The 21907-nt window shown below is 53.4% G+C and carries 21 protein-coding genes and 1 riboswitch; of the genes, 13 read left to right on the top strand and 8 right to left on the bottom strand.

Annotated features, from left to right (window positions below; all coding sequences use genetic code 11):
- Nucleotides 1–3: 3 nt before the first annotated feature.
- From ACT3R4_RS10160 to ACT3R4_RS10135, 6 genes are all read left to right on the top strand, one after another.
- The gene (locus ACT3R4_RS10160) at nt 4–501 is read left to right on the top strand and encodes a MarR family winged helix-turn-helix transcriptional regulator (protein ID WP_441678910.1); all 498 of its coding nucleotides are present in this window, start codon (nt 4–6) and stop codon (nt 499–501) included.
- Nucleotides 502–659: 158 nt separating this feature from the next.
- A complete protein-coding gene (locus tag ACT3R4_RS10155) occupies nt 660–1118 on the top strand; it encodes a GNAT family N-acetyltransferase (protein WP_441678912.1) in 459 nt (152 codons plus the stop codon).
- A 6-nt stretch (nt 1119–1124) separates the two neighbouring features.
- Complete coding sequence (bluB, locus tag ACT3R4_RS10150) at nt 1125–1853, top strand: 5,6-dimethylbenzimidazole synthase (RefSeq protein WP_441678914.1); 729 nt, start codon at nt 1125–1127, stop codon at nt 1851–1853.
- A 92-nt stretch (nt 1854–1945) separates the two neighbouring features.
- Nucleotides 1946–2419 (top strand): GNAT family N-acetyltransferase, encoded by a 474-nt coding sequence (locus tag ACT3R4_RS10145; protein ID WP_087106355.1) that lies wholly within the window; start codon nt 1946–1948, stop codon nt 2417–2419.
- 170 nt (nt 2420–2589) lie between these two features.
- Entirely contained in the window at nt 2590–2817 is a 228-nt protein-coding gene (locus tag ACT3R4_RS10140) for a hypothetical protein (RefSeq protein ID WP_087106353.1), read from the top strand.
- Nucleotides 2810–4312, top strand: a complete 1503-nt coding sequence (locus tag ACT3R4_RS10135; RefSeq protein WP_441678916.1) for a sodium:solute symporter family protein — start codon at nt 2810–2812, stop codon at nt 4310–4312. The genes ACT3R4_RS10140 and ACT3R4_RS10135 overlap by 8 nt, the downstream gene beginning before the upstream one ends.
- Before the next feature lie 76 nt (nt 4313–4388).
- Here ACT3R4_RS10135 and ACT3R4_RS10130 read toward each other — a convergent pair whose 3' ends face one another.
- Nucleotides 4389–5450, bottom strand: a complete 1062-nt coding sequence (locus ACT3R4_RS10130; RefSeq protein ID WP_441678918.1) for an SPFH domain-containing protein — start codon at nt 5448–5450, stop codon at nt 4389–4391.
- Between the two features lie 2 nt (nt 5451–5452).
- Nucleotides 5453–5947 (bottom strand): nodulation efficiency, NfeD-like protein, encoded by a 495-nt coding sequence (locus ACT3R4_RS10125; protein ID WP_441678920.1) that lies wholly within the window; start codon nt 5945–5947, stop codon nt 5453–5455.
- A gap of 160 nt (nt 5948–6107) precedes the next feature.
- Here ACT3R4_RS10125 and ACT3R4_RS10120 point away from each other — a divergent pair, with 160 nt between their 5' ends.
- On the top strand, nt 6108–6821 hold the full coding sequence (locus ACT3R4_RS10120; protein ID WP_172117241.1) for a trimeric intracellular cation channel family protein: 714 nt from the start codon (nt 6108–6110) through the stop codon (nt 6819–6821).
- Here the strand turns inward: ACT3R4_RS10120 and ACT3R4_RS10115 are convergent.
- A complete protein-coding gene (locus tag ACT3R4_RS10115) occupies nt 6818–9772 on the bottom strand; it encodes a translocation/assembly module TamB domain-containing protein (RefSeq protein WP_441678923.1) in 2955 nt (984 codons plus the stop codon). The two genes, ACT3R4_RS10120 and ACT3R4_RS10115, sit on opposite strands and share 4 nt — an antisense overlap.
- A 108-nt stretch (nt 9773–9880) precedes the next feature.
- On the opposite strand from ACT3R4_RS10115, the gene ACT3R4_RS10110 reads away from it, so the two are divergent.
- The gene (locus tag ACT3R4_RS10110) at nt 9881–10588 is read left to right on the top strand and encodes a DUF3581 family protein (RefSeq protein ID WP_087106339.1); all 708 of its coding nucleotides are present in this window, start codon (nt 9881–9883) and stop codon (nt 10586–10588) included.
- A gap of 125 nt (nt 10589–10713) precedes the next feature.
- On the opposite strand, the gene ACT3R4_RS10105 is transcribed toward ACT3R4_RS10110, so the two are convergent.
- Together ACT3R4_RS10105 and ACT3R4_RS10100 are read right to left on the bottom strand one after the other, a co-directional pair.
- On the bottom strand, nt 10714–12453 hold the full coding sequence (locus ACT3R4_RS10105; RefSeq protein ID WP_441678924.1) for a potassium/proton antiporter: 1740 nt from the start codon (nt 12451–12453) through the stop codon (nt 10714–10716).
- A 111-nt stretch (nt 12454–12564) separates the two neighbouring features.
- The gene (locus tag ACT3R4_RS10100; RefSeq protein ID WP_441678926.1) at nt 12565–12951 is read right to left on the bottom strand and encodes a hypothetical protein; all 387 of its coding nucleotides are present in this window, start codon (nt 12949–12951) and stop codon (nt 12565–12567) included.
- 228 nt (nt 12952–13179) lie between these two features.
- On the opposite strand from ACT3R4_RS10100, the gene ACT3R4_RS10095 reads away from it, so the two are divergent.
- Nucleotides 13180–14679: a CoA-acylating methylmalonate-semialdehyde dehydrogenase gene (locus ACT3R4_RS10095; protein ID WP_193054801.1), complete on the top strand. Its 1500-nt coding sequence runs from the start codon at nt 13180–13182 to the stop codon at nt 14677–14679.
- A 62-nt stretch (nt 14680–14741) separates the two neighbouring features.
- Here the strand turns inward: ACT3R4_RS10095 and ACT3R4_RS10090 are convergent, their stop codons facing one another.
- Nucleotides 14742–15434, bottom strand: coding sequence for a hypothetical protein (locus ACT3R4_RS10090; protein ID WP_193054802.1), 693 nt, complete (start codon nt 15432–15434; stop codon nt 14742–14744).
- A 265-nt stretch (nt 15435–15699) separates the two neighbouring features.
- Nucleotides 15700–15804, top strand: a riboswitch (TPP riboswitch).
- Between ACT3R4_RS10090 and ACT3R4_RS10085 the strand changes: the two genes are divergently transcribed.
- The 4 genes from ACT3R4_RS10085 (at nt 15794) to ACT3R4_RS10070 (ending at nt 20452) form a co-directional block, all read left to right on the top strand.
- Nucleotides 15794–17182 (top strand): SLC5/6 family protein, encoded by a 1389-nt coding sequence (locus ACT3R4_RS10085; protein ID WP_441678929.1) that lies wholly within the window; start codon nt 15794–15796, stop codon nt 17180–17182. (Overlaps the previous riboswitch by 11 nt.)
- The gene (corA, locus tag ACT3R4_RS10080) at nt 17179–18147 is read left to right on the top strand and encodes a magnesium/cobalt transporter CorA (RefSeq protein ID WP_441678931.1); all 969 of its coding nucleotides are present in this window, start codon (nt 17179–17181) and stop codon (nt 18145–18147) included. Before ACT3R4_RS10085 ends, corA begins: the two co-directional genes overlap by 4 nt.
- An 80-nt stretch (nt 18148–18227) precedes the next feature.
- On the top strand, nt 18228–19406 hold the full coding sequence (locus ACT3R4_RS10075; protein WP_441678933.1) for a zinc-binding dehydrogenase: 1179 nt from the start codon (nt 18228–18230) through the stop codon (nt 19404–19406).
- Nucleotides 19403–20452 carry a proline racemase family protein gene (locus ACT3R4_RS10070; RefSeq protein ID WP_193056768.1) on the top strand — a complete coding sequence of 350 codons (1050 nt, stop codon included), beginning with the start codon at nt 19403–19405 and terminating at the stop codon, nt 20450–20452. The genes ACT3R4_RS10075 and ACT3R4_RS10070 overlap by 4 nt, the downstream gene beginning before the upstream one ends.
- 271 nt (nt 20453–20723) lie before the next feature.
- Here ACT3R4_RS10070 and arfB read toward each other — a convergent pair whose 3' ends face one another.
- Both arfB and ACT3R4_RS10060 read right to left on the bottom strand, forming a co-directional pair.
- Nucleotides 20724–21140: an alternative ribosome rescue aminoacyl-tRNA hydrolase ArfB gene (gene arfB / locus ACT3R4_RS10065; protein WP_193054807.1), complete on the bottom strand. Its 417-nt coding sequence runs from the start codon at nt 21138–21140 to the stop codon at nt 20724–20726.
- Nucleotides 21141–21211: 71 nt separating this feature from the next.
- Nucleotides 21212–21907: D-2-hydroxyacid dehydrogenase family protein (locus ACT3R4_RS10060; protein ID WP_496201214.1), on the bottom strand; the 696-nt coding region annotated here is incomplete at its 5' end.

Genomic DNA, 21907 nt, shown 5'->3' with positions numbered 1-21907 from the left:
AGCATGAGTGCCATGGATCATGTCGATAAAATACTTACACAGTGGCAGCAAGAGCGCCCCGACCTAAACGTGGCTCCGATGGGTACGCTGGGCCGCCTCAAGCGGCTCAATCAGAGCTTGATGCGGCGTATGGAGCAGACGTGGGCGGCGTACGGCCTTAATGACTCAAGCTTTGATGTGTTGGCCACGCTGCGTCGCGAAGGTCCGCCTTATGCGCTTTCACCCAGCGACTTAATGGCCTCCACCATGGTGACATCCGGTACCATGACGCATCGGCTTCAGCAGTTGGAAAAAGCGGAGTTGATTGAGCGTGTCAAAAACCCTGCCGACGGGAGAGGATTTCTGATTTCGCTATCTGAGAAAGGGTTTGCGTTAATTGATGAAGCCATTGCCGCCCATGTAGAGACCCAAGCAGAGCTGGTTAGTGGTTTGAGTGACAAGCAGCGGGCGCAGCTTGACGCGCTGCTTAAGCAGTTTTTGAGCAGTGTTGAGAAGCCGTGAGGTGCTGAACGTGGGCATTCCGTGAGATATCTGTGTCGCAGGCTGTGTTGGCTGCAGAGGTTTAGTGACTATTTGGCGAGATGGCCGTATGTCGGACCATGTATAATCGGCGTTTTATACGGTTTGAATTCTTAATGCCCGATGGAGATTGTACCGCGATGTCTTTACGTTTTAGCTGGTCGCGACTGGACGAATTAAGCACGCGCGAATTCTATGAAATCGTAAAGGCACGCATAGCGGTGTTTGTGGTGGAACAGCGGTGTGCCTATCAGGAAATTGATGAGCTGGACCCGCTTGCCTGGCATCTTTCCGCAACGGTTGATGGTCAGCTCGCGGCGTATATCCGAGTAGTGGGGCCGGGCGATAAGTTTTCTGAGCCCTCGATTGGCCGAGTGATGACACTCAAGGCTTTCCGGGGCTATCAATATGGCCGGGCGCTGATGAGCGAGGCGATTCGTTTTACCGAGCAAACCTATCCTGGTCTGGGCATCAAGATCGGCGCACAAGTCTATTTAAACGCTTTCTACGAGTCGTTTGGGTTCGAGCGCATCAGTGAGCCTTACGATGAAGATGGCATACCGCATATTGATATGGTCAAACCCGCCTCCCACGCATAAACGATCATGGAACAGGAGTTTAATCCCGTGACCGCTTCAGATGCCTGCTTTTCAGAGAGTGAACGCCACGGGCTTTATCGTGCCATTTATGAGCGTCGTGATGTGCGCTCGCAGTTTCTTCCTGACCCGATTCCCGCTGACGTGCTGGCGCGTCTATTGCAGGCTGCCCACCATGCGCCTTCGGTAGGGTTCATGCAGCCCTGGGATTTTATTGTCATTGAAGGTGGCGAAGTCAGGGCGTCTATCCTTGCGTTATTTGAGCAGGAAAATCAGAAAGCTGCTGAGCGTTTTGAAGATGAGCGGAGCGACCTTTACCGTAGCCTCAAGCTTCAAGGGATTGTCGAAAGCCCGCTGAATCTATGTATCACCTGCGACCGCAGCCGGGGTGGCCCACACGTGCTAGGCCGCAACAGTATTGTCGAAACTGACTTGTTCAGCACGTGCCTGGCGGTACAAAACCTGTGGTTGGCCGCGCGAGCCGAAGGGGTTGGCGTTGGCTGGGTAAGTATTCTTGATCAGGCGCAGTTAAGTGACGCCTTGAACCTGCCTGATCACGTATATCCTGTGGCCTATCTATGCCTTGGCTATGTCAGCGAGTTTCTAGATCAGCCGGAACTTGAAGCCAAGGGCTGGCGCTCCAGGCTACCGTTAAGTGAGTTGGTACATGGCGATAGCTGGGGGCAGCCACTTGAGAATGGTCCTCTTGATGCGCTGCTGCGCAATTCGTCACGCTAATCGCCGCAGGTGCGAGCTTTTGCGTGATGGTGCGAGGCGGGCTACAGGATTGCCGTGACGGTATTAATTTCAGCAAAATAAGGTAAATAGTGATGCGGGACACCACTATTCAGCGACTTGGCACAGATAGTCCTCATCTTCCCACCGTAGTGCGTTGGACGTTTGAAGCGTGGGGGAATTTATACCCAGGGCTAACGCTAGAAGAAGCCATTGATGACACGATGTCTGAGTGCGGTACCTCGGGTGTGCCCTCCGTATTTATTGCTTTGCAAGGCGACGTACCTGTCGGCACTGCCTGTTTAATTGACGATGATATGAGCATTCGGCGTGAATTAACGCCGTGGCTGGCCTCTGTTTTCGTAGCGCCTGAGTGGCGCGGGCAGGGTATTGCTTCCGCGCTGGTGCAGCGCGTGGAAGCAGAAGTACGCAATAGCGGTATTCACCAATGTTATCTCTATACCCCTGATCAGCAGTCGCTTTATCAGCGGCTAGGTTGGCAAGCAATAGAAACGCTTGAATACCGAGGCGAAACCGTGATGCTCATGCGACGCCTCTTAACGGAGTAAAGACGTTGATGACGCAGTGGACGCGGAGTGTACTACTTCGATACCGTCGCACGCTGCCGCTTTGACATACCTAACGATAAGCCGTTGGTCGGCCGACGATTTGCCGATCACACAACATGAAAATAGGTAGGCCAGTGGTACGACGGCTAACAAAATTTTAGGGAATCACCATGCGGCGTTTGCTGGTACTGCCCACCTCGCGTGCGGGTTGGGGTTTATTAATTGCGTTTTTAACACTCATCGCTATGGGAACGTGGCCGATGATTGGTTGGGTAAACCGGGCAACGTTAGTGCTAGGCCTGCCCTTAATAGTGGTATGGAGCTATCTGGTTATTTTTTCTTGCGTGGTCGTCATGCTGATAGGAAACCGCATCGTAGAGCGAGATAACCATGAATAGCCTCTGGCCTCTGCTGATTACGCTTATCTATGTGGCCATTGCCATGATGATTGGCTTACGCGCCCGCGGTGGGCAGGCCAGCCGTGCCAATATGAACAGCTTGGAAGAGTGGGGGGTTGCCGGGCGTAGCATGGGGCCGGTCACGCTGTATCTGCTGATTGCCGCAGGGAGCGTCAGTGCTTATACCTTTATGGGCGCACCGGGCTGGGCTTATTCGAAAGGGGTCGCGGTCTTTTACGTCGCTATCTATTTGGCATATCTGGCCCTGATCGCCTGGTACTTTGGCCCCAAGGTATGGCAGTTTGGCGCTGAATTTGGTCACGTTACTCAGGCAAGCGCGATTGCTGACCGTTATCAAAGCCCTGCCTTGGGGGCGCTGGCATCGCTGGTAATGGCGGTTGGCTCAATTGCTTACGCGGTGCTTCAAACGGTTGGTTCGGCCTATATTCTGTTTGTGATGAGCGGCGGTATCATTCCTGTCTGGCTAGGCGTTGTACTGGTGCTTGCCTCTATTGCTGTCTATTTATACGCTAGTGGTCAGCGGGCGATTGGGCGGACCAACGCCTTTCAGGGCGTATTAATGTTGGTCGTTGCCTGGACTGTAGGACTGTGGGCGGTGCATAGCGCCACCGGCGGTTTAAGCTTTTCAGCGGTATTTGAGCGTATTCAGTCTGAGCATGCGGCGTTTTTAACCCTGCCAGGGGCCAGCGGGGATATGAGCTTTAGCTTCTGGACCACCTCGATTATTGTCTCGATGTTCTCGTTTATGCCCCCGGTATGGACCCAGTGGATGAGTGCGTCTTCCGCACGCACTATCCGGCGCAGCGCTACCTGGCTGCCAACGTACTATGTGGTGATTTTACCCATGGTGGTTGTGGGCTTTATCGGTATTTACTCGCTACCTGACCTGGCCCGAGCAGACACGGTGGCCCTTGAATATGCCATGCAGCATTTGCCTGTTGTGCTGGTCGGGCTACTGGGGGCGGGTACCCTGGCGGCTTCCATGTCATCAAGTGAGCCGTTTATTCATTCGGTGTCGCTGTCATTAAGTAAGGATGTACTGCAACCGCTGTTAAAGCTTTCAAATGCTACTACTGGCCGACTTGCCAGACTTATGATCTTACCCATCATGGCCTTGGTGATTGCACCGCTCGCAATTGCTGAACCGGGCAGCCTGGTGATGATTTTGCTGGTAGGGCTGGGGTTTGCCTCGCAAGTGTTGCCTGCTTTTGTTGGCATGTTCTTCTGGCCGCGCGCGTCACGCTTGGGCGTTATGGCGGGTATTGTGGCAGGATTTTTGGTTACCGTGGCGTTTACTACGTTATGGCCACACCCGCTGGGCATCCACGCGGGGTTCTGGGGGCTAATCATCAACTTGCCGATATTTGTGGGGGTGTCGTTAGTGACTCCGGCCACACAAGCGGATGTCGTGGAGCGTTTTTTTCGCATTGCGGCGCCGCGTGGTTTAACCCGTCTTGGGAGCGTGAGTCGTTAGGGCCGATTTATCATAAGTGTTTGTAACAGTTGGAAAACCGGGTAATAGCGTTACCCGGTTTTCTTGAGCGAGCGCGTCAGCTTCCGCTAATACCTCCGCCTACCACGCCGCTGCGAAAGCTGTTGGATGGGTTAGTACTGCCGGTGCGGTGTTGTAGATGTTCTCCTACCGCATCCTCAGGTGAGCCTGCCAGTTCGCGGAACATGCCCATGGAACCCAGCAGAGCAGAAGATTCATAAGGCACAAAAACGCGCTCGCCGTCTTTTGCCATGTTGGGCAAACCCTTGATATAGCTCTGGCCGAGTAAATAACCCACCACGGTGCGTTTGTTTTCCTCGCTGTCGCCAATGGCATTCAATACCAGTTTGATGGACTCCTGCTCGCCCTGGGCGCGCAGAATGGCCGATTCCTTATCACCCTGGGCGTTAAGAATGGACGATTCACGCTGGCCCTGAGCCATGGCGATAGCGGCCGATTTTTCACCTTCGGCTTCGGTAACGGTGGCGCGGCGTTTACGCTCGGCAGCCATTTGTAGGCGCATGGCCGTTTCTACTTCTTCAGGCATGGCGATGTCCTGTACCTCGACGCGAGATATTTTGACCCCCCATTTGGATGCAGGCTCTTCCATGGCAGCCTGAATCTCATTGTTCACTTCCGCGCGGGATTCAAATAGTTTATCCAGCTCCATTTTGCCGACCACCGAGCGTAGCGTGGTTTTCGCCAGAACCTCGACGGCCTGGCTCATGTTGACGACTTCGTAAACCGCGCGCTTAGGATCAATAATTTGATAATAAAGCGCGCCATTGATACGAACCGTTACGTTATCGGTGGTCACGACCGGCTGGCCGGGGAAATCCATCACCGTTTCACGGCGGTCAATGCGAATCTCATCCGTGGTAATTGCCTGGTACTCTTCGCCCATTTTGCGATAGCGCAGCATGGTGATCGCGCGAGGCTGCTCAATAAAGGGAACGATGATATTGATGCCACTTTCGAGCACACGATTAAATGAGCCGAGGCGCTCAACTACCATTACTTCCGACTGACGTACAATCACCAGTCCTTTGGAAATAATCACAATGCCGATAACGACAATAATCAGGCTTATTAATAAACCGGGGCTAATAGGTAAATCCATTATTAAGGCTCCTTGCGTAGGGTGGTATCGTCTTGCAAAGGGTTAGGGGCTGACGAGGGGAGGGCAACCAGCGCTGTGGTACCTTCAAAGCGCTGGAAGATAACGGACGTATCGGGTGGAAGCTCTGTGGCACCTGTGTCCATAACGCGCAAGCGGTAAAAGTCGCCGTTGATTTTGATACCGGTCGCATCGTCATAATCGCGGCGCAACGTATGGTAATGATTGCCTTTTTCGACCCCAGTGCCGGTGGTGCCGTAGGCAACGCCGCGAGGAGAAAAGCGCGGACGAATCACCATCACACCCAAGGGAACTAATAGGCCAGAAAAAATGCCCATGCTCAGCAATTGCCAAGGTAGAGAGAGCCCAAGGGCAGTGACCGCCGCGGTAAGCGCGGCAGCAATACCCAGTGCCAGTAGTACCATTGCACCAGAGGTTAACTCCCCTAAACTGAGAAGTAGCGCCAGTACTAACCATGTATAAGCAGGGTTCCAATCCATAGCACCTCCTTTTAAAAAGTTCTCACAAGCGTACCCTAAGCCACGGCGTTAAGTCGGGTTAATTAGCGAATGAGCAAGCGATAGGCGAAAAACGCATTAGTGGTATTCTGCCTGCTTTAAGAAACCGCTTTAAAAAACATAGCGCACAAAGGGGAATCACGTGACGGGTGTGGTGTATTGGTTGGACATGATGGGTGTGATTGTTTTTGCGCTATCGGGCGTTATCCTTGCGTGTCGGTCAAAAATGGACCCGTTTGGCATGCTGGTGTTGGCCGCTGTGACCGGTATTGGTGGCGGTACACTGCGTGATTTAGTGCTGGGCTTGCGGCCTGTCTTTTGGGTCGCTGATCCCACTTACTTATGGGTTATCCTGGCAACGGTGGGCATTTCGCTGGTGGGGTTCCACTATATTCATCGCTTGTCGCGAAGGTTTTTGCCGATTGCGGATGCCTTTGGCCTTGCCTTGTTTACGGTCATCGGCACCCATAAAGCGCTGTTGCTGGGAACCTCCGGTGTAGTGGCGGTATTGATGGGCATGATGACCGGTGTCGCCGGCGGAATGATCCGCGACATGCTGGCTCAGCGCGTACCGATGGTGCTGCGCGAAGAGATCTACGCTACCGCTGCCATGGCTGGCGGCACTGTATATGTCGCGCTGAACACCTTGAATACGCCGCTGAGCGTTAGTATCGCCATGGCCTTGGCGATTACGCTGGGGCTGCGGTTAGCTGCGATTCGCTGGCACTTGGCGTTGCCGGTGTTTGCTTGGGTCACTTTGCCGCCCAAAGAGACGGGTTCAGCAGCGCCGCTTTCGACGCCGGCTAAAGCCAGAGAGCGGGTCAGGATGATTCGGCGCCAGCGCAAAAAGCGCTAATCAGGACGAGGGTAACGAACCGCTTGCCGCCAGCGGTCAAACCAGCGCTTGGGTTGCAGTACGTGTAACCTGGGTTCGCTGTTAACAAGCTCCACGCCTATGCCAAGTGCGCCAAGGCGGGCATAGAGCGCGCCATTGGCGCTCTGCTCTTCAAGCGTGACATCGGAAAGCAGCAGTAGAGGGCCGCCGGTAAGCACCAGGTTGCTCAGCTGGATACGTTCGCCATTAAGCGCAAGTTCAGCGGTGCCATTAACATTGCGTACGTTGAGTAGCCTGCCGAGCCAGTCGCTTTCTCGGGCACGGGCTAAAAATAGCCTGGCGACCAAGCCGGTGTCGCGCATGGCCAGACGCAGCTGTGTGGACAGGCGAATGGGGTCATCCCAGGTAAGCTGTGCGTCATCCATGGAGAGCTGCACCCACCAGCCTGCGTCCTGAGCGCCTTGCTCGCTTATGCGGAACACATTTTCCAAGCGCAGAAATGAGTCATTAGCCGTAAAACGACGTGCCTGTAAATCGCCTTCAGTAAGTTGTAAGTAGAGTTCGATATCGCCACGTAGCCGCTGATCGAGAAGGGCGAGGTCGGCGCCAAACGCACGCAGGGTCATGTTGCCTTGGGCATTCAATCCCTCCAGTAGCCACTCGCTGCCCAGGCTTGCCTGGCCGCCAAGCAGGCGCAGGCCTGCATCTTCAGGCAGGTAGCGGTTATAGCGAGTAAAGTCCGGCACTTCGATAATCGGCAAGGCTATTCGGGTAACAAAGTATTCTGCTTCTGGCGATATGAACACTTTGCTGAGCTGGTCTGTCTGGGTGGTTAAGGCAAAGTGACGTCCCTCTACATGAGGCCTGTCATCATCGTTACGCTGTAGCACAAAGCGCGGAATGCCCAGAGAAAGCTGCGCCTGTTCGGGGCTGTCGATTTGTGCGATTAGCTCGCCGCGCCCGCTGGCCTGGTAGTCTAAAAAAGCGACTTCAAGCTGGTTGGCATCTATACGCAGCCGAGTAGGTGCCAACAGGCGCTTACCGCTAAAAGAGCCTTGGGCGAACAGCTGCCCGTTGCCAGACAACGAAACACCGTGATCTGTGGGTAAAAAGGCGTTCAGAAAACTCAAGCGCTGCACGCTGCCCTCTAGCTGAAACTGCCCACTGGGAATCTCGCCACGCCGCTGAAAGCGGCCTTCGCGAATTACCAAGATACTTTCCAGGCGCTCTTCGGGCTGTGTGTCATCAGCGACCTGCCAGCGTAAACGGCTACCACTGATATCAACGCTTGTGCCATCGGTAGCTGCCTCGCGTAGTTGCAGTGAAAGCTGCATATCGCTGGTGAGCATGGTGCTCTGCTCATCACGCTGCCAGCGGGTAGTGAGCGAATCGCCGGTTAAGGTGAGCGCTCCGCTAAGCTGTTCAGGGGTAATATGGAGCGTTCCATTACTTTGCGCTTGGCCGCTGACCAGGTTAAACGGAGCCGGGTCCGGCAGGTAGGTGGCAATATACGGTTGCAGGGCGCTAATGCTGGCCATGCGGGCATCCTGCCAGTGAAGTGTCGCGGTGGCGTGGCTGCGGGCTAATACGGGTTCGATAGGACTTTGTGCTACCAGGTCAAGTGTCGCGTCGTTAAGCAGTGTTTGGTCAGCGTGGGAGAGTGTTGCCTGGGAGAAACCAAGTGTCGCGTCCACCATCGAGGCGTCCTTTAGCTCAGCGTTAAGTATGCCTTGCCCTTGAGCGGTCATATCCAGTGCGTTGACCGCGATTGCGTCTGCCTCGACCCGCAAATGGGCGCTATGGGCGTGAGTGTCGCGAACGCTAACCCTGGCCTCTAAACGGCCATTGCCGGATAAGCGAATGCCCTGACCCTCCAGCGTATTGGCGAGGTAGCGGTCCATCATGTCCAGCCGGGTAATGGTGCCTTCAAGCGCTAGCTCAGCATCCGTGGGTGGAGTTAGTTGGTCCAAGCGCTGGTTGGCCATATCGCTTTTAAGGCTTAAGGCGGTATTTACCGCATAGGGCTGTGTATCTGCCAGCGTGACATCTTGTAGGCGAGTCTCAAAATCAATATGGTGATCGGCTACGCGTAGCTGGACGCTTCCTCTACCGGTTGCTGTGTGACGTGGAGGAGGTGCATCTGCCTCTCTCCAAGTCGTTGGTTGATCGTGCTCTAAAAGCGTTCGCTCATCCAGCGTTAAACGTAATTCAGGTGCCTTCAAAGTAAGCAGGCTACCTGGTTTAAGTGTGCCTGAGGCAAGTTCAATATGGCCCTCCAGTGCGCCGCGGCCGTCCAGGAAAAGCCACGGAATGGCCTCCAGGTAGGGCATGAATACATTCCAGGCATCTGCCTGCGCCTTAATATCAAGTGTTGCGGAAAGTGCCGCTAGCAGTTCAGGGTTAAGTGCACCCGTGGCCGGGTCCGTGGGCGTGATCTCATCAAGCGTTGCGGTGGCTTCAAGGGTTATGGCGTTAACCAGTGTGGCGTGGTCACTTGGGCGTATCAGGCGGCCTTCTGTGATTGCCAAGTTCACATGGGGTATGGCCAGGTTTTCACGGCTAAGGGTTGTATCAGCCACTTCTAGCGTGCCCTGCGCTTCAAGGGCGATATCACCCACCGTTAAGCGGCGGATTCCTTCGGCCTCTAATACCTTGATATGTAACTCGCCGCGCAGCAGCGACCATAACGAGAGTGTGAGCGTGGCATGCTCGGCCTCAATTGCCATCGGTAGCGCATCGTCTTCACGGGCAAGATAAAGGTTGTCTACTTCCCAGCGTCCAGGGTGGCGGCTAGTTCCTTGGCTCCAGCGAACCTCAATACCTTCAAACTGAGAAATTCTTTCCGGTAACCACTGACTATTCAGCAACCAGTAGCTGCCCACCAGCCAAACCGTTATGATAAACAGGCTACTGATCAAGGTAGCCAATACAACGCGGGATAAGCGCTTTTTAGTAATGTTCGTGTTTGACATACTCGCTTCCTGGCAGGTGACTCCTGTTGGCGCGTGTTTTATGGCATTATGCGCGACGCTGGATAGTTATGGGTTTTCGATTTCAACGCTAGGCAGGCAGCAAACGCCATGTTCAAGGATTTTTACGCGCAACACGGAGAGTATGTAGTGGTCTCCGCCGAGCAGGCCAGCCGTTTCGCTAAAGGCGTGGCAGGTGATTACAACCCGATCCATAATCCGGGTGCGCGACGTTTCTGCGTGCCTGGTGACCTGTTGTTTACGCTAATACTGGTAAAGTTCGGGCTGTCGCGGCAAATGGAATTTCGCTTCACCAATATGGTAAGTGCTGATACGCCACTGCTCTTTAGTGAAGCAGAAAATGGTGAGCTTCACGTAAGTGATGAGAGTGGAAAATGTTATTTACAGGTGGTTCGTGATGGCGAGACGACCCACGATAGCGCTGCTATTGAAGCATTTGCTCGTTGCTATGTGGCGTTCTCAGGCAAAAATTTCCCGCATTATTTAAAACCGCTAATGGAAAAGCATGGGGTAATGTTTAACCCTAAACGCCCTTTGGTTATCTACGATAGCATGGGGTTTTCATTAGAGCGTTTGGATGGGTTTACACCAGGCCTTGCCTTAACGCGCTCATCGCTTGATGTGCAGGGGAAGCGAGCAGACGCATTGCTTGAGTTTTCCATTGAATCGAAGGGCGTTGCAATCGGTGTCGGCTCTAAAAAGCTGGTGGTCAGTGGCCTTTGTCATTATGACGCCGCTGAAATGGCCGCCATTGTTGATGAGTTTTACCGGCTTAAAGCTGCCTACGAAGCTGCCTGAGTTGTTTCTGCAGTGCTGGTCCAGCAGGACTGGTTGAAATACGATTCTTGCAGGACATTTTTGCAGCACGTTGAAGTATTTCAAAAGGCCACCCGTTAATAGCGGGTGGCCTTTACGTATGGGTATCAGGCGGGGTGTTGCTCTACAGTGAGTTCTGGCTGACTGATGGTCAAACCTACCGTGGTAATGCGCCCATCAAGTACGCCTTGAACGGAGAGGGTCACGTTTTCCAACGCTATTGAGTCACCTATGCGTGGTTCGTCCGTCAATCGCTCACGCAGAAGCGCGTCTAATGTGCAGTGCATATCACGGTCTAGCGTAATGCCATAGGAGTTAAATACTTCGTCGACGTTGGTGTTGCCTTTCAGATGCAATATTTGATTGGGGAGTTGGTAGTGGTCGACCGTGGCTCCCTCCGCAAAAATACAGTCAACAAACGGCAGAACCTGTGGACGCAGCACGACAAACAAGTGATCGCCTGGCTGTAATTGAGTGGACCCACGCGGTGGGATAACGTCTTTGCCACGGGTGATCATGGCCACCACTGTGCCGTCAGGCAGTGCGAGTTGCGATAAACGACGGTTGGCTGCACGAGTAAAATCGCCTAGCCGATATTCCACAATGTCGGCGTCAACATCCTCCAATGAGGTAATCTCCAGGCTGGCGGCAGGCACAACAGGCGGTGGTTCGGTAAGTTTTAGTTTACGCGCCAAGTAAGGCAGCGTAGTGCCTTGAATAGTGGCAGAAATTAATACCACGAAGAACACCACGTTGAAGATAAGTTCAGCGCCTTCCAGGCCGAAAATCAGTGGGAAAATAGCTAAAATAATGGGCACTGATCCACGCAGGCCTACCCAGGCAACCAGCCCGGTTTCGCGGTTCGTAAAACCGAACATTTTAAGAATGGGAGTGACGGCGAGTGGGCGAGCCACCAAGGTTAATATAGCCGCAATCATCAGGCCTTCCAGCCATACATCCAGTAGGGAAACAGGGTTAATCAGCAGCCCAAGCACCACGAACATGACGATCTGACTCATCCATGCTAATCCGTCATGAAACAAAAACGTGCTGCGCTGAAAGGCAATCGGGCGATTGCCGATCATGACGCCTGCAATAAAAATCGCCAGAAAGCCACTGCCTCCAAGGTTCGCAGCAACGCCAAAGGCGAAGAGCCCACATGCCGCAACTAGAACGGGATAAAGGCCCGATGTGACCAGATGAATACGGTTAATAAGTTGAACGGCTGCCCAGCCGACCAGCAGGCCGACGGCGCCACCTACCCCGATTTGCAGGATAAAGAGTTTTAACAGGCCCACTCCAAGGGGCATATCGTTAACCAGTACTTCAAGTAATCCAATGGTTAAGAAAATCGCCATCGGGTCGTTGGATGCGCTTTCAATTTCAAGCGTAGACTTGAGCCGCTGATTAATATGGATGCCAGCATTACGCAGTAATGAAAAAACCGCAGCGGCGTCGGTGGAGCCGACGATGGCGCCTAGTAATAAACCATCCAACAGGGGGAGCTTTAGAATATAAGCAGCAGCGACCCCGGTAACCATTGATGTGATCAAAACGCCGAGCGTGGCCAATAGCGAGGCTGGCTTCCACACCAGGCGGATTGAGGCGAGGGGCGTTTGTAAGCCGCCATCGAACAAAATCATTGCCAGTGCCAACGTGCCCAGCGCGTGTGCCAAACCAGGATTATTAAAGTCGATACCGCCAATGCCTGCTTCCCCCGCAAGCATACCGGTTCCTAAAAACAGTACGAGTACCGGCATACCCAAGCGAGCTGACAGCTTGCTTGAAATAATGCCGACCAGTAGCAGAATTGCTGCTAGTAAAATAAGTTGGTCCACCAGAAACATACGCACGATTCCTGAAATAACTTGATATGGCCAGACCTTTTAATAATAAATGCCTGGTGTCATGTATGTGGCAAAGAGGCGTTATGCACCTCTGTTAACTGTCGTTATTTGTTAAGCGTAGGGTGGTGCTCTGCAGGGAGGAAGGCCGCCTGGTAAGCCTGGGTTCGATGAGCCAAGGGTATTCAATACGCAGTGAAAAACGGCAGGCGCAATACCAGGCCATCTTTCATGGGCGGGCAGAGCCACCCCGGTATCATTTTGAATTACTACCGGGTTTTGGCGTCGCTTGTCATGGTCCAGGCTAAGGCGATTCAGCGGGTTAGCCAGCACGATCAGCGGTTTGGTGTGATCCTCCAGGGCTGAGTGATGACTTGGCTCAGCAGCCCGCGGCATCACCTCGTGGGGAGCGGCGCACCAAAGCAATAGCGCCAGGCTCCAGAGGCCCACTTGGCCAAGCCGGAGAGACGTCATAGCGGTGGGCATGTATTGCTGAGGCAAAGAGACATCTCCTGGGTGCGCCGTATTATCATCCCTTATTGAGAGGGGAGGTCAAGGGGGTAAACATGCGTTTGCACTGTCTGTGGGGTCTTGTTATCGCTAATCGGGGTTGTTACTAATCGTTAGTTGACGTTTACGTTAACTTGCTGATATACCCTGTTCTTGGCCCTGGGGCAGCTATAGAGACTGCCTCTGTTACAAACACAATCATAATCAGGAGCAAGCGTAATGGCCGTTCGCGAAATTCCCATGATCATTGATGGTCAAGCCGTCCTGTCTCAAAGCCAGGAGTGGCGTGATGTGGTTAATCCGGCGACCCAAAAGGTGGTTGCCCGGGTGCCTTTTTGCACGGCAGAAGAAGTAGAGCATGCGATTGCAAGCGCCCATCATGCGTTTAGAGAGTGGCGCAAGGTACCGCTTGGAAAGCGCATGCGTATTATGCTGGCGTTGCAGGCACTGATTCGTGACAACACCGATGAACTAGCCGCCTTAATCACCGAAGAGCATGGCAAAACGTTGCCAGATGCCAAAGGTGAAGTAGGGCGAGGTCTGGAGGTGGTCGAACACGCCTGCTCGATTACCTCGCTCCAGCTAGGAGAGGTGGCCGAGAACGCGGCAAGCGACGTCGATGTTTATACACTACATCAGCCGCTAGGCGTAGGGGCCGGTATTACGGCCTTTAACTTCCCTATCATGCTGCCCTGTTTCATGTTTCCACTGGCCATCGCGACAGGCAACACCTTTGTGTTGAAGCCTTCTGAGCAGGATCCCAGCTCGACCATGCGCTTGGTGGAGCTTGCCCATGAAGCCGGTGTGCCAGCTGGGGTGTTGAACGTGGTGCATGGTGGTCCTGAGGTTGCCAACCAGATTGTCGATCACCCAACGATTAAAGCGCTATCGTTTATTGGCTCAACCCACGTCGGCTCATTGCTTTACAAGCGGGCGGCAGATGCGGGTAAGCGTATGCAGGCGATGATGGGGGCGAAGAACCACTGTGTGGTTATGCCCGACGCAAATCGCAGCCAAGCCATCAACAATCTGCTGGGCTCAGCATTTGGCGCCGCAGGCCAGCGCTGTATGGCTAATTCGGTCGTGGTGCTGGTCGGTGAGGCGCGACAATGGATTGATGATATTGTGGATGCTGCAGGCCAGATGAAAGTGGGGCCTGGCACCCAACAGGATGCCGATTTAGGGCCGCTGGTATCGCCTGCCGCCAAGGAGCGTGTGTTAGGTCTTATCGAGACCGGTGAAAAGGAGGGCGCAACGCTATTGATTGATGGGCGTAACTGCCAGGTACACGGTTATCCGAAGGGCAATTTTGTGGGACCGACGTTATTTACCGATGTGACTGCGGAGATGACCATTTACCGTGAAGAGATATTTGGGCCGGTACTCTGCGTTGTCAACGTGGAAACACTCGACGAAGCGATTGCGTTTATTAATGCTAATCCTAACGGCAACGGCACGTCTATCTTCACGAATTCTGGCTGGGTGGCGCGGCGCTTTGAAACTGATATAGACGTGGGGCAGGTGGGTATCAACGTGCCAATCCCGGTGCCGGTTGCCTATTTCAGCTTCACTGGCTCACGTGCTTCAAAGCTCGGCGATTTAGGGCCAAATGGAAAACAGGCGATCGCCTTCTGGACGCAAACCAAAACGGTAACGGCACGCTGGTTTGAGCCTGAAAACGTTTCAAGCGGTATCAATAGTACTATTGCATTAAGCTGACGCTTACTTACTAAGCAGTCACTGGTTCTTGTGGGGGCCAGTGACGTTGTTGTACTCAAGGCTTAAAAATCATTCAGCAGGCTCAAGCTTTCTTCCAGTAGCTTTTCAATCGGCTTAAGTTGGCTTTCATGCAATACGAGTAGAGACGGCGCCTCTTTTGGCTGTCCGACAAGGGGCACTAAAAGGGCGAACTCACTCTCCTCTAGATGAAATTCATGAATTTCACGCGGGCCTAAGGCCGTTTGGCATTGGGAGCAGCGGTAGACATCGTCCTCGCCATACACCAACCGGTGATACATTTTAAAAAGCGTATAAAGTGCCAGGCCGCCTTCAAGCGCAGACCAGCGTTCGGGCGTTTTGGGTATATCGTCGGTGACCTCTTGCCCTTCGGCTTTGGCATCGGCGATCACATTTGCTAAAGGCATCGCCAAAATGGCAGGGTCTTCAGAGGGGAGCGGAGCGTTTTGCTTCGTGGCCTGGTCGAAGTCTTTCACCGCGCGCTTTACATCATCTAGCGTATTTAAAACGTAGTCAGCATGCTGTAAGTCGCCAGGCTCGCAGCTACCGTTCTCCCAGCCATGGATCACGCGTAGCGTCATGTCTCCTCGTGACATGGGGCGGGCCAGCAGCATATAAAGCATTACGCGAACGTGAAGCTGGCGCTCATCGGTATTGTTTTCAAACGCACGGTAGGGGTCAGCAAACAGAGTATTGAGCCGCCCTTGCGTATGCTCCTTGGCTTCGGTGTATGACATAGTGGTTTCCTGTAAGCGCGTCGCTTATTCTCCTGTGCGACGCTTGTAACATTAATGTTTTATAACACTAATGGCAGTAAGCTACTTTTATTTTGTAATGCTTTGACTCAGTTTACAGCAGCTTTTGTTAGTCTAGACAACGTTGTAGCGAATGAATAGCAGAAGTAAACCGTTTTCCTGTTAGCTATTTAGCGGCTAAGATACGGTGCGAGTAGCTGCTCATTTTGACGGTTAGCTCGCTTTACATCAGGATACGCTCTCAATTCACTGTCGCCAGGGGAGCCACGTTGCGTGGCTGAGAATGCTATGACGCAGACCCTGGAACCTGAACCGGTTAGTACCGGCGGAGGAAGTGCGACATGCCATACCTAACGTCAGCCGTGCTGGGCGCGGCGCTCTGTTGCTTTGCATTTTTAGGCCTTAAAGCCCGTGGGCGTAAAGGCTCATTGGATGACTTTGTAACCGCTCGTAATTCACAAACCAGCACCACGCTAGGGCTCTCTTTTGTTGCATCTGGTATGGGGGCCTGGATTTTGTTTGCACCGCCAGAAATTGGCGCTTTTATTGGCCCATTGGCCTTGGCAGGCTATGCCCTTGGCTCCTCACTGCCTTTTATCGTCCTTGGCTTTTATGGTCCGTCTATACGCCGGGCTCTCCCTGAGGGGCGGAGCATCGCTGAGTTTGCTGAGGCGTGCTATGGGCGCGGAGTGCGCCACTGGGTAACGCTGGTTTCCGTGGTGTATATGGCCTGCTTTTTAGCCGCTGAATTAACCGCTATTGGAGCGATCACCTCGCTGCTTTCTGATGTTCCGTCGAGCTGGGTGATTATTGGAGTAACGCTCACTACGTTGCTTTACACGGTAAGCGGTGGGCTGCGCGCAAGCCTGGCCACTGACCGTTGGCAGGCATGGTTGCTGCTTGCACTGTTAGTGGTGGTTTCCAGTGTCACCCTTTGGCACTTGCCTGCCATGCCGAGCAGTGCGGCATGGCCCTCTATCGCCACTTCTGATGCGCTTAGTGTGGCACTAACGCTTGTCATCGCGGTTACCGCAGCGAACTTGTTTCACCAGGGCTACTGGCAGCGGGTATGGGCGGCACGTAATGACCACAGTTTGGCCCGCGGGGCTTGGGTAGGAGGGGGCGCCACGGTCATGATCGTTATGGTGATTGGCGGTTTGGGTATGCTTGCTGCCATGAACGGTGTTCCGCTGGGCGAACCGCCCATGCCTTTTTTTGCACTGCTCAATAACGCGCCACCCTGGCTAGCTATAACGGCACTAGTACTTGCCGTTACATTGGTGGCGTCCAGCGTAGATACGCTACAAAGCGGTATTGCCTCACTGATCGTGTCGCGCAGTGAGCAGCCAAGCGTTTCTATCGCGCTCACACGCTGGATGACCGTTTTGCTTATGGTGCCTGTCGTGGTTGTCGCACTTCAAGGTGTGTCTGTTTTACGTCTTTTTTTAATCGCTGATTTAGTCTGCGCTGCAACTGTGGTGCCCGTGCTGCTGGGCTTATGGCGGCGCATGACGCCCCTTGCGGCTATCGGTGGCGGCATGGCGGGTCTATTGGGTGCGATCTTGCCTGGGTGGATGAGTCACGCCAGCATAAGCGAAGGGATAATGGCGGCAAGCTTTCCAAACAGTGTACCCACACTAGCGCCGTTTCTAGGTGCGTTGTTAGCTTCCACGGTGGTAAGCGTGTTATTAGCGTATTTAAGAACCCCTTGGAACCAAGGACAGTTATGATTCGCAGTATTTTGACGACCCCTGATGGCGAAACCCATGAAGGGAACGAAGAGCTTTTTGTCACATGGCAGAATACCCCCGGCAGTCATATATGGATCGATATGCAGGGGGAATCAGCAGAATCTGCTGAGCGGCTACTGGGTAAATTTGAGTGTCACCCCATGGCTATTCAGGATGCCCATAAAGAGCGCGTACCACCCAAAATAGAAGAGTTTGATAACCACGCACTGATTATTTACCGCGGTATTTCATCTTTTGACGCCCAGCTAAACTTTGTTCCTCAGCAGGTCTGCTTTTTTATTGGTGAGTGCTTTTTAGTGACGTTACATCCAGGCGTTGCCATGAGCATTGAGCGGCTCTTTAAGGAGCACGGTAAGACGTTATTAGCGAAATCACCGGAGCAGGTGGCGCTCAAGGTGATGTATATCTCTGCTGGGTATTACATTGATAGCCTGCTTGAATTTGAAGCGGAATTAAGCGATTTAGAAGATGAGTTACATGAAAATGGCAACGATGTATTAATGCGCAAAATTACCATGTACCGCTCCCGGCTGGTTAAGATGCGGCGCGTGTTTAATTATCATAAAGGGATTACCCAAGAGTTAACTGTCTACGACTATGAGCACGTCCCGCGTGAGGAAAGTGAAACGCTGCATGCCATTAACGATGTTGCCGAACGTTTTGAGCGGCTTTATACGCTTACTCAGATGTATTACGACATTTGCGGTGACCTAGTCGACGGTTACATATCAATCTCGTCGCACCAACTGAACATTACAATGCGCGTTCTAACGGTCATTACGGCGATTTTTGTTCCGTTAACGTTTGTTGCCGGTATCTACGGGATGAACTTTGACTACATGCCGGAGCTGCACTATCGCTATGGCTACTTCTTCATTTTAGGCATGATGGCAGGAATCGGTGGCGTACTGATTTGGCTATTCAGACGAAAGGGCTGGTTCTAATTCAGCAGGCTTTTAAGTGGCCTAAAGAGTTTGTTATGGTCGACAAGTCATCTTATTCCTTTGTGTCAAGGAGCCTGACAATGCCTGAACCTACCGCCGTTTCTTCTACGATGGCTGCCATGCTCTTGGTCGGGCATGGTGGGGTCGAACAACTGCATTATCGTGAAGACGTCAAAACGCCGTTACCCGTCCCAGGTGATGTTCTGGTCCAGGTGACGGCGACCGCGAAAAACAATACCGACCGTAAAGCGCGTGAGGGCCTGTATCCCACCAAAGAGAAAGGCGACGTGACGTCCTTTGCTATGGGCGGCACGCCCACCTTAACGTTTCCACGTATTCAGGGGGCAGATGTAGCCGGGCGTATCGTAGCGGTAGGCGAAGGCGTGGATGCCGAGCGTATTGGCCAGCGTGGCCTGCTTGATTTCAATATTTATGCGGATGAGCGCCGGGACATCAATCTAACTCCCGACTACTACGGCCATGGGGCCGATGGCGGCTACGCTGAGTATATTGCGGTACCCGCAGACCAGTTCCACTCCATTGATAATCCCGAACTCCGCGATGCTGAGCTAGCCGCGATGGGCATGTGCTCCTATCAAACGGCGTACCATATGATGACCTCGGCACACATCAAGGCTGGCGAGCGCGTGTTGGTAAGCGGTGCCAGTGGTGGCGTAGGCACCGCGCTCATTCAGCTGTGCCGTATTGTCGGTGCCGTTCCTTATGCGGTCAGTCAGCCTGATAAAGCCGCTGCGCTGCAAGCGTTAGGCGCCGAAGCCGTTATTGACCGTGGCGACCTGCCGACCTTTGTTAACCGCGTCTTAGAAGCTACTGGCGGAAAGCCAATTGATGCGGTGATGGACTTGGTCGGCGGCGAGATGACTGATCTGTTTATCGATACCATGATTGTTGATATGCAGCACCGCCAATCCTATCCGCGCCTTTCCATCGCAGGGGCCAGCGGCGGTAATCTCAGTGAGATCATGTGGACGCGTATTTACCTTTACCAGGTGCAGATATTTGGCGTTTCTCACGGTACTCGTGAAGAAGCCGAGCAGCTAATCACCTGGATTCGTAGTGGTGAACTCAAGCCCGTTCTCCATGCGGCGTTCAAGCTTTCTGAACTGCATGACGCCGAGCGCTATTTTGTTAATCGGGGCAGCAATTATCTCGGCAAAATTGTCATTGTACCGGATGCCCAGTGGAATACTCACGGCGCACCTTTTGCACTAACAAACGCTCAGGAGCAACGCCTTTGAAAAATATCCATACGCTTCAATTAATGGATACTCATGCGGGTGGCGATGTCAGCCGAATCGTAACGGGCGGGATTGATGCTCTGCCGGGCGCCACGGTGCGGGAGCAAATGGAGTACCTGCGCGACGATGCCGATGGCTTGCGTCGCTTGCTGCTGGAAGAGCCCTACGGTATTCCGGAGATGTCGGTGGACTTACTGGTACCAGCGACGCACCCCGAGGCCGCCGCAGGTTATATCATTATGGAAGTGATGGGCTACCCGATCTATTCAGGCTCCAATACCTTGTGTACGGCAACCGCGGTGCTTGAGTGTGGGATTGTGCCTAAGCAGGAAGGCATTCAGCAGTTTTCGTTGGAGGCCCCGGCAGGCCTGGTACGTATCGAGGCGCGTGTGCATAACGGCGTGGTCGAGTCGGTTACCTGTGAAGGTTTACCCAGCTATATTGATACTTACCGCGATACCATCCAGGTGCCTGGTATCGGCACCGTGACGTACTCTGTCGCCTATAGCGGCGGCTTTTACGCGTTAGTGGATGCTGCCGAGCTTGGTTTTAAGCTTATTCGTGAAGAAGAGCAGGCGCTTTCGGCCTGTGCGCATAAAATTGTTGAGGCCTTGCAAGCTCAACGCGGCTTTTCCCACTACACGCTGGGTGATGTAGGTCCGCTGCCTTTCCTGCATTTTATGGGCCCCGAAGAGCAAGTGGGTGAAGGCTATGTACGCTCTCGTTCAACAACCTATGTGCACCCCGGGGTGATTTGTCGCAGTACTACCGGCACCGGCACTTCCGCCAGGCTCGCGTTAATGAACTACGAAGGTCGACTCAACATAGGGGATAAACTGGAAACGGTCTCGCTACGTGAAACCGGGTTTATTGGCACGTTTACAGGGACTCATCAGGAAGGCGCCTACCAGGTGGTTGAAAATACGATTACCGGGCGCAGCTATGTGCTGGCTCAGTCGGATATCGTGATCAACTGTGATGACCCTCTGGTTTCCTGCGGTGAGCTGCACCATATTTTGAGCGACCGCCACTCTGTTAACCACTAATCTGTTAATCAATACCCTGTTAATCACTGCTCTGTTGAGTCGGGTGGCTAATCTCGGTTAACGCGATATCGATATAGCCTTGCGCTTCCAGGCGCTCCCAGACCGGGGCTTTTTCGGCCTCGGTCATTTGGCCCCAATAGGCAATTTCATCCAGCGTACGACCACAGCCTTGGCACGTATTTGTCGTGTCTGTCTAGCTGGCAGTGCTGGATGCAAGGAGAGAACGGTCGAGAAACGGTGGTCATGCGCAATTCAATTGACTCAATAGCGCTTACGCAGAGGAAACTTTACCACGTAGCGATTTGATTTTACCTTTGCGGGTCTTATGGTCAACGCGGCGTCGCTGGGAGCCTTTGGTGGGTTTTGTCGGGCGGCGTACCTTTTGCTGCCGAGTCGCGCTGATGATCAATTCTTTCAGGCGAGCAAGGGCATCTTCTTTATTAAGCTCCAGCGTGCGATAACTTTGCGCCTTGATAATCACCACACCCTCTTTACTGATGCGTTGATCATTGAGTGCTATCAAACGCTCTTTATAAAACGGCGGCAGGGTAGAGCGTGAAATATCAAAGCGCAGGTGTACCGCTGACGCCACTTTGTTGACGTTCTGACCGCCTGCACCCTGAGCGCGAATTTGGCTAATATCAATTTCCCAGTCGGCCAAGGCAACATGGTTGGAAATAGTGAGCATCAAGTCCTCTGTGTCACAGGTGAGTAATAAGGCTAGCACACTTGACACAGAGGTGGTCGCAGCGACAGGATTTAAGAGGCGAGATTAGTGACCGGCTCACCGTTGCTAAACGCGACGACATTCGCAAACGCGTCACCAAAGTAGAGCTCGTAGCTATCTTTTTCGACATAACCCAAGTGAGGCGTCGCCACGCAGTTGGGCAGGGTAAGCAGTGGATCGTCGCAGGTCGGCTCGCTATCGAAAACATCAACTGCCGCGCGTCCTGGCTTGCCTGCTTCGAGGGCACTGACTAATGCACCTGATGCAATTAACGGTGCGCGGCTAGTGTTTACCAGAAGCGCTGTGGGTTTCATGCAGGCCAAATGGTCGGCGGTCACAATACCCTGCGTTTCATCGTTTAGGCGCAGATGCAGGCTAAGCACATCGGCACGTTTAAAAAGATCCTGCTGGCTCTCGGCAACCGTTAATCCGGCGTCCATGGCTCGTGCTCTGGTGCCTTCGCGCCCCCATACCAGCACGTTCATTTCAAATGCCTGCGCGTAACGGGCCACCAAGCTACCAATTTTTCCCAAGCCAAAAATCCCCATTGTGCGGCCTTTTAGCCCAGTGCCCAGGGTTTGTTGCCAGCGGCCAGCTTTAAGGTTTTCTACTTCTTCAGGCAGGTGGCGCATGCCGCAAAGTACCAGCCCCCAGGTTAGTTCAGCCGCCGCGTGCGGCGAGCCTTTACCCGTCATAACGGTAACGCCTTGGCGCTGACACGCTTTTAG

Origin of the sequence: Halomonas sp. AOP7-E1-9 (assembly GCF_052376035.1) — a bacterium.
Lineage (GTDB): Bacteria > Pseudomonadota > Gammaproteobacteria > Pseudomonadales > Halomonadaceae > Vreelandella > Vreelandella citrativorans.
This window is presented reverse-complemented; position numbering and strand designations above follow the sequence as displayed.

Bases quoted from the DNA above. Each gene is read 5' to 3' on its own strand.
- ACT3R4_RS10160 (WP_441678910.1), top strand. From the start codon at position 4: ATGAGTGCCATGGATCATGTCGATAAAATACTTACACAGTGGCAGCAA.
- ACT3R4_RS10155 (WP_441678912.1), top strand. From the start codon at position 660: ATGTCTTTACGTTTTAGCTGGTCGCGACTGGACGAATTAAGCACGCGC.
- bluB (WP_441678914.1), top strand. From the start codon at position 1,125: ATGGAACAGGAGTTTAATCCCGTGACCGCTTCAGATGCCTGCTTTTCA.
- ACT3R4_RS10145 (WP_087106355.1), top strand. From the start codon at position 1,946: ATGCGGGACACCACTATTCAGCGACTTGGCACAGATAGTCCTCATCTT.
- ACT3R4_RS10140 (WP_087106353.1), top strand. From the start codon at position 2,590: ATGCGGCGTTTGCTGGTACTGCCCACCTCGCGTGCGGGTTGGGGTTTA.
- ACT3R4_RS10135 (WP_441678916.1), top strand. From the start codon at position 2,810: ATGAATAGCCTCTGGCCTCTGCTGATTACGCTTATCTATGTGGCCATT.
- ACT3R4_RS10130 (WP_441678918.1), bottom strand. From the start codon at position 5,450: ATGGATTTACCTATTAGCCCCGGTTTATTAATAAGCCTGATTATTGTC.
- ACT3R4_RS10125 (WP_441678920.1), bottom strand. From the start codon at position 5,947: ATGGATTGGAACCCTGCTTATACATGGTTAGTACTGGCGCTACTTCTC.
- ACT3R4_RS10115 (WP_441678923.1), bottom strand. From the start codon at position 9,772: ATGTCAAACACGAACATTACTAAAAAGCGCTTATCCCGCGTTGTATTG.
- ACT3R4_RS10110 (WP_087106339.1), top strand. From the start codon at position 9,881: ATGTTCAAGGATTTTTACGCGCAACACGGAGAGTATGTAGTGGTCTCC.
- ACT3R4_RS10105 (WP_441678924.1), bottom strand. From the start codon at position 12,453: ATGTTTCTGGTGGACCAACTTATTTTACTAGCAGCAATTCTGCTACTG.
- ACT3R4_RS10095 (WP_193054801.1), top strand. From the start codon at position 13,180: ATGGCCGTTCGCGAAATTCCCATGATCATTGATGGTCAAGCCGTCCTG.
- ACT3R4_RS10090 (WP_193054802.1), bottom strand. From the start codon at position 15,434: ATGTCATACACCGAAGCCAAGGAGCATACGCAAGGGCGGCTCAATACT.
- ACT3R4_RS10085 (WP_441678929.1), top strand. From the start codon at position 15,794: ATGCCATACCTAACGTCAGCCGTGCTGGGCGCGGCGCTCTGTTGCTTT.
- corA (WP_441678931.1), top strand. From the start codon at position 17,179: ATGATTCGCAGTATTTTGACGACCCCTGATGGCGAAACCCATGAAGGG.
- ACT3R4_RS10075 (WP_441678933.1), top strand. From the start codon at position 18,228: ATGCCTGAACCTACCGCCGTTTCTTCTACGATGGCTGCCATGCTCTTG.
- arfB (WP_193054807.1), bottom strand. From the start codon at position 21,140: ATGCTCACTATTTCCAACCATGTTGCCTTGGCCGACTGGGAAATTGAT.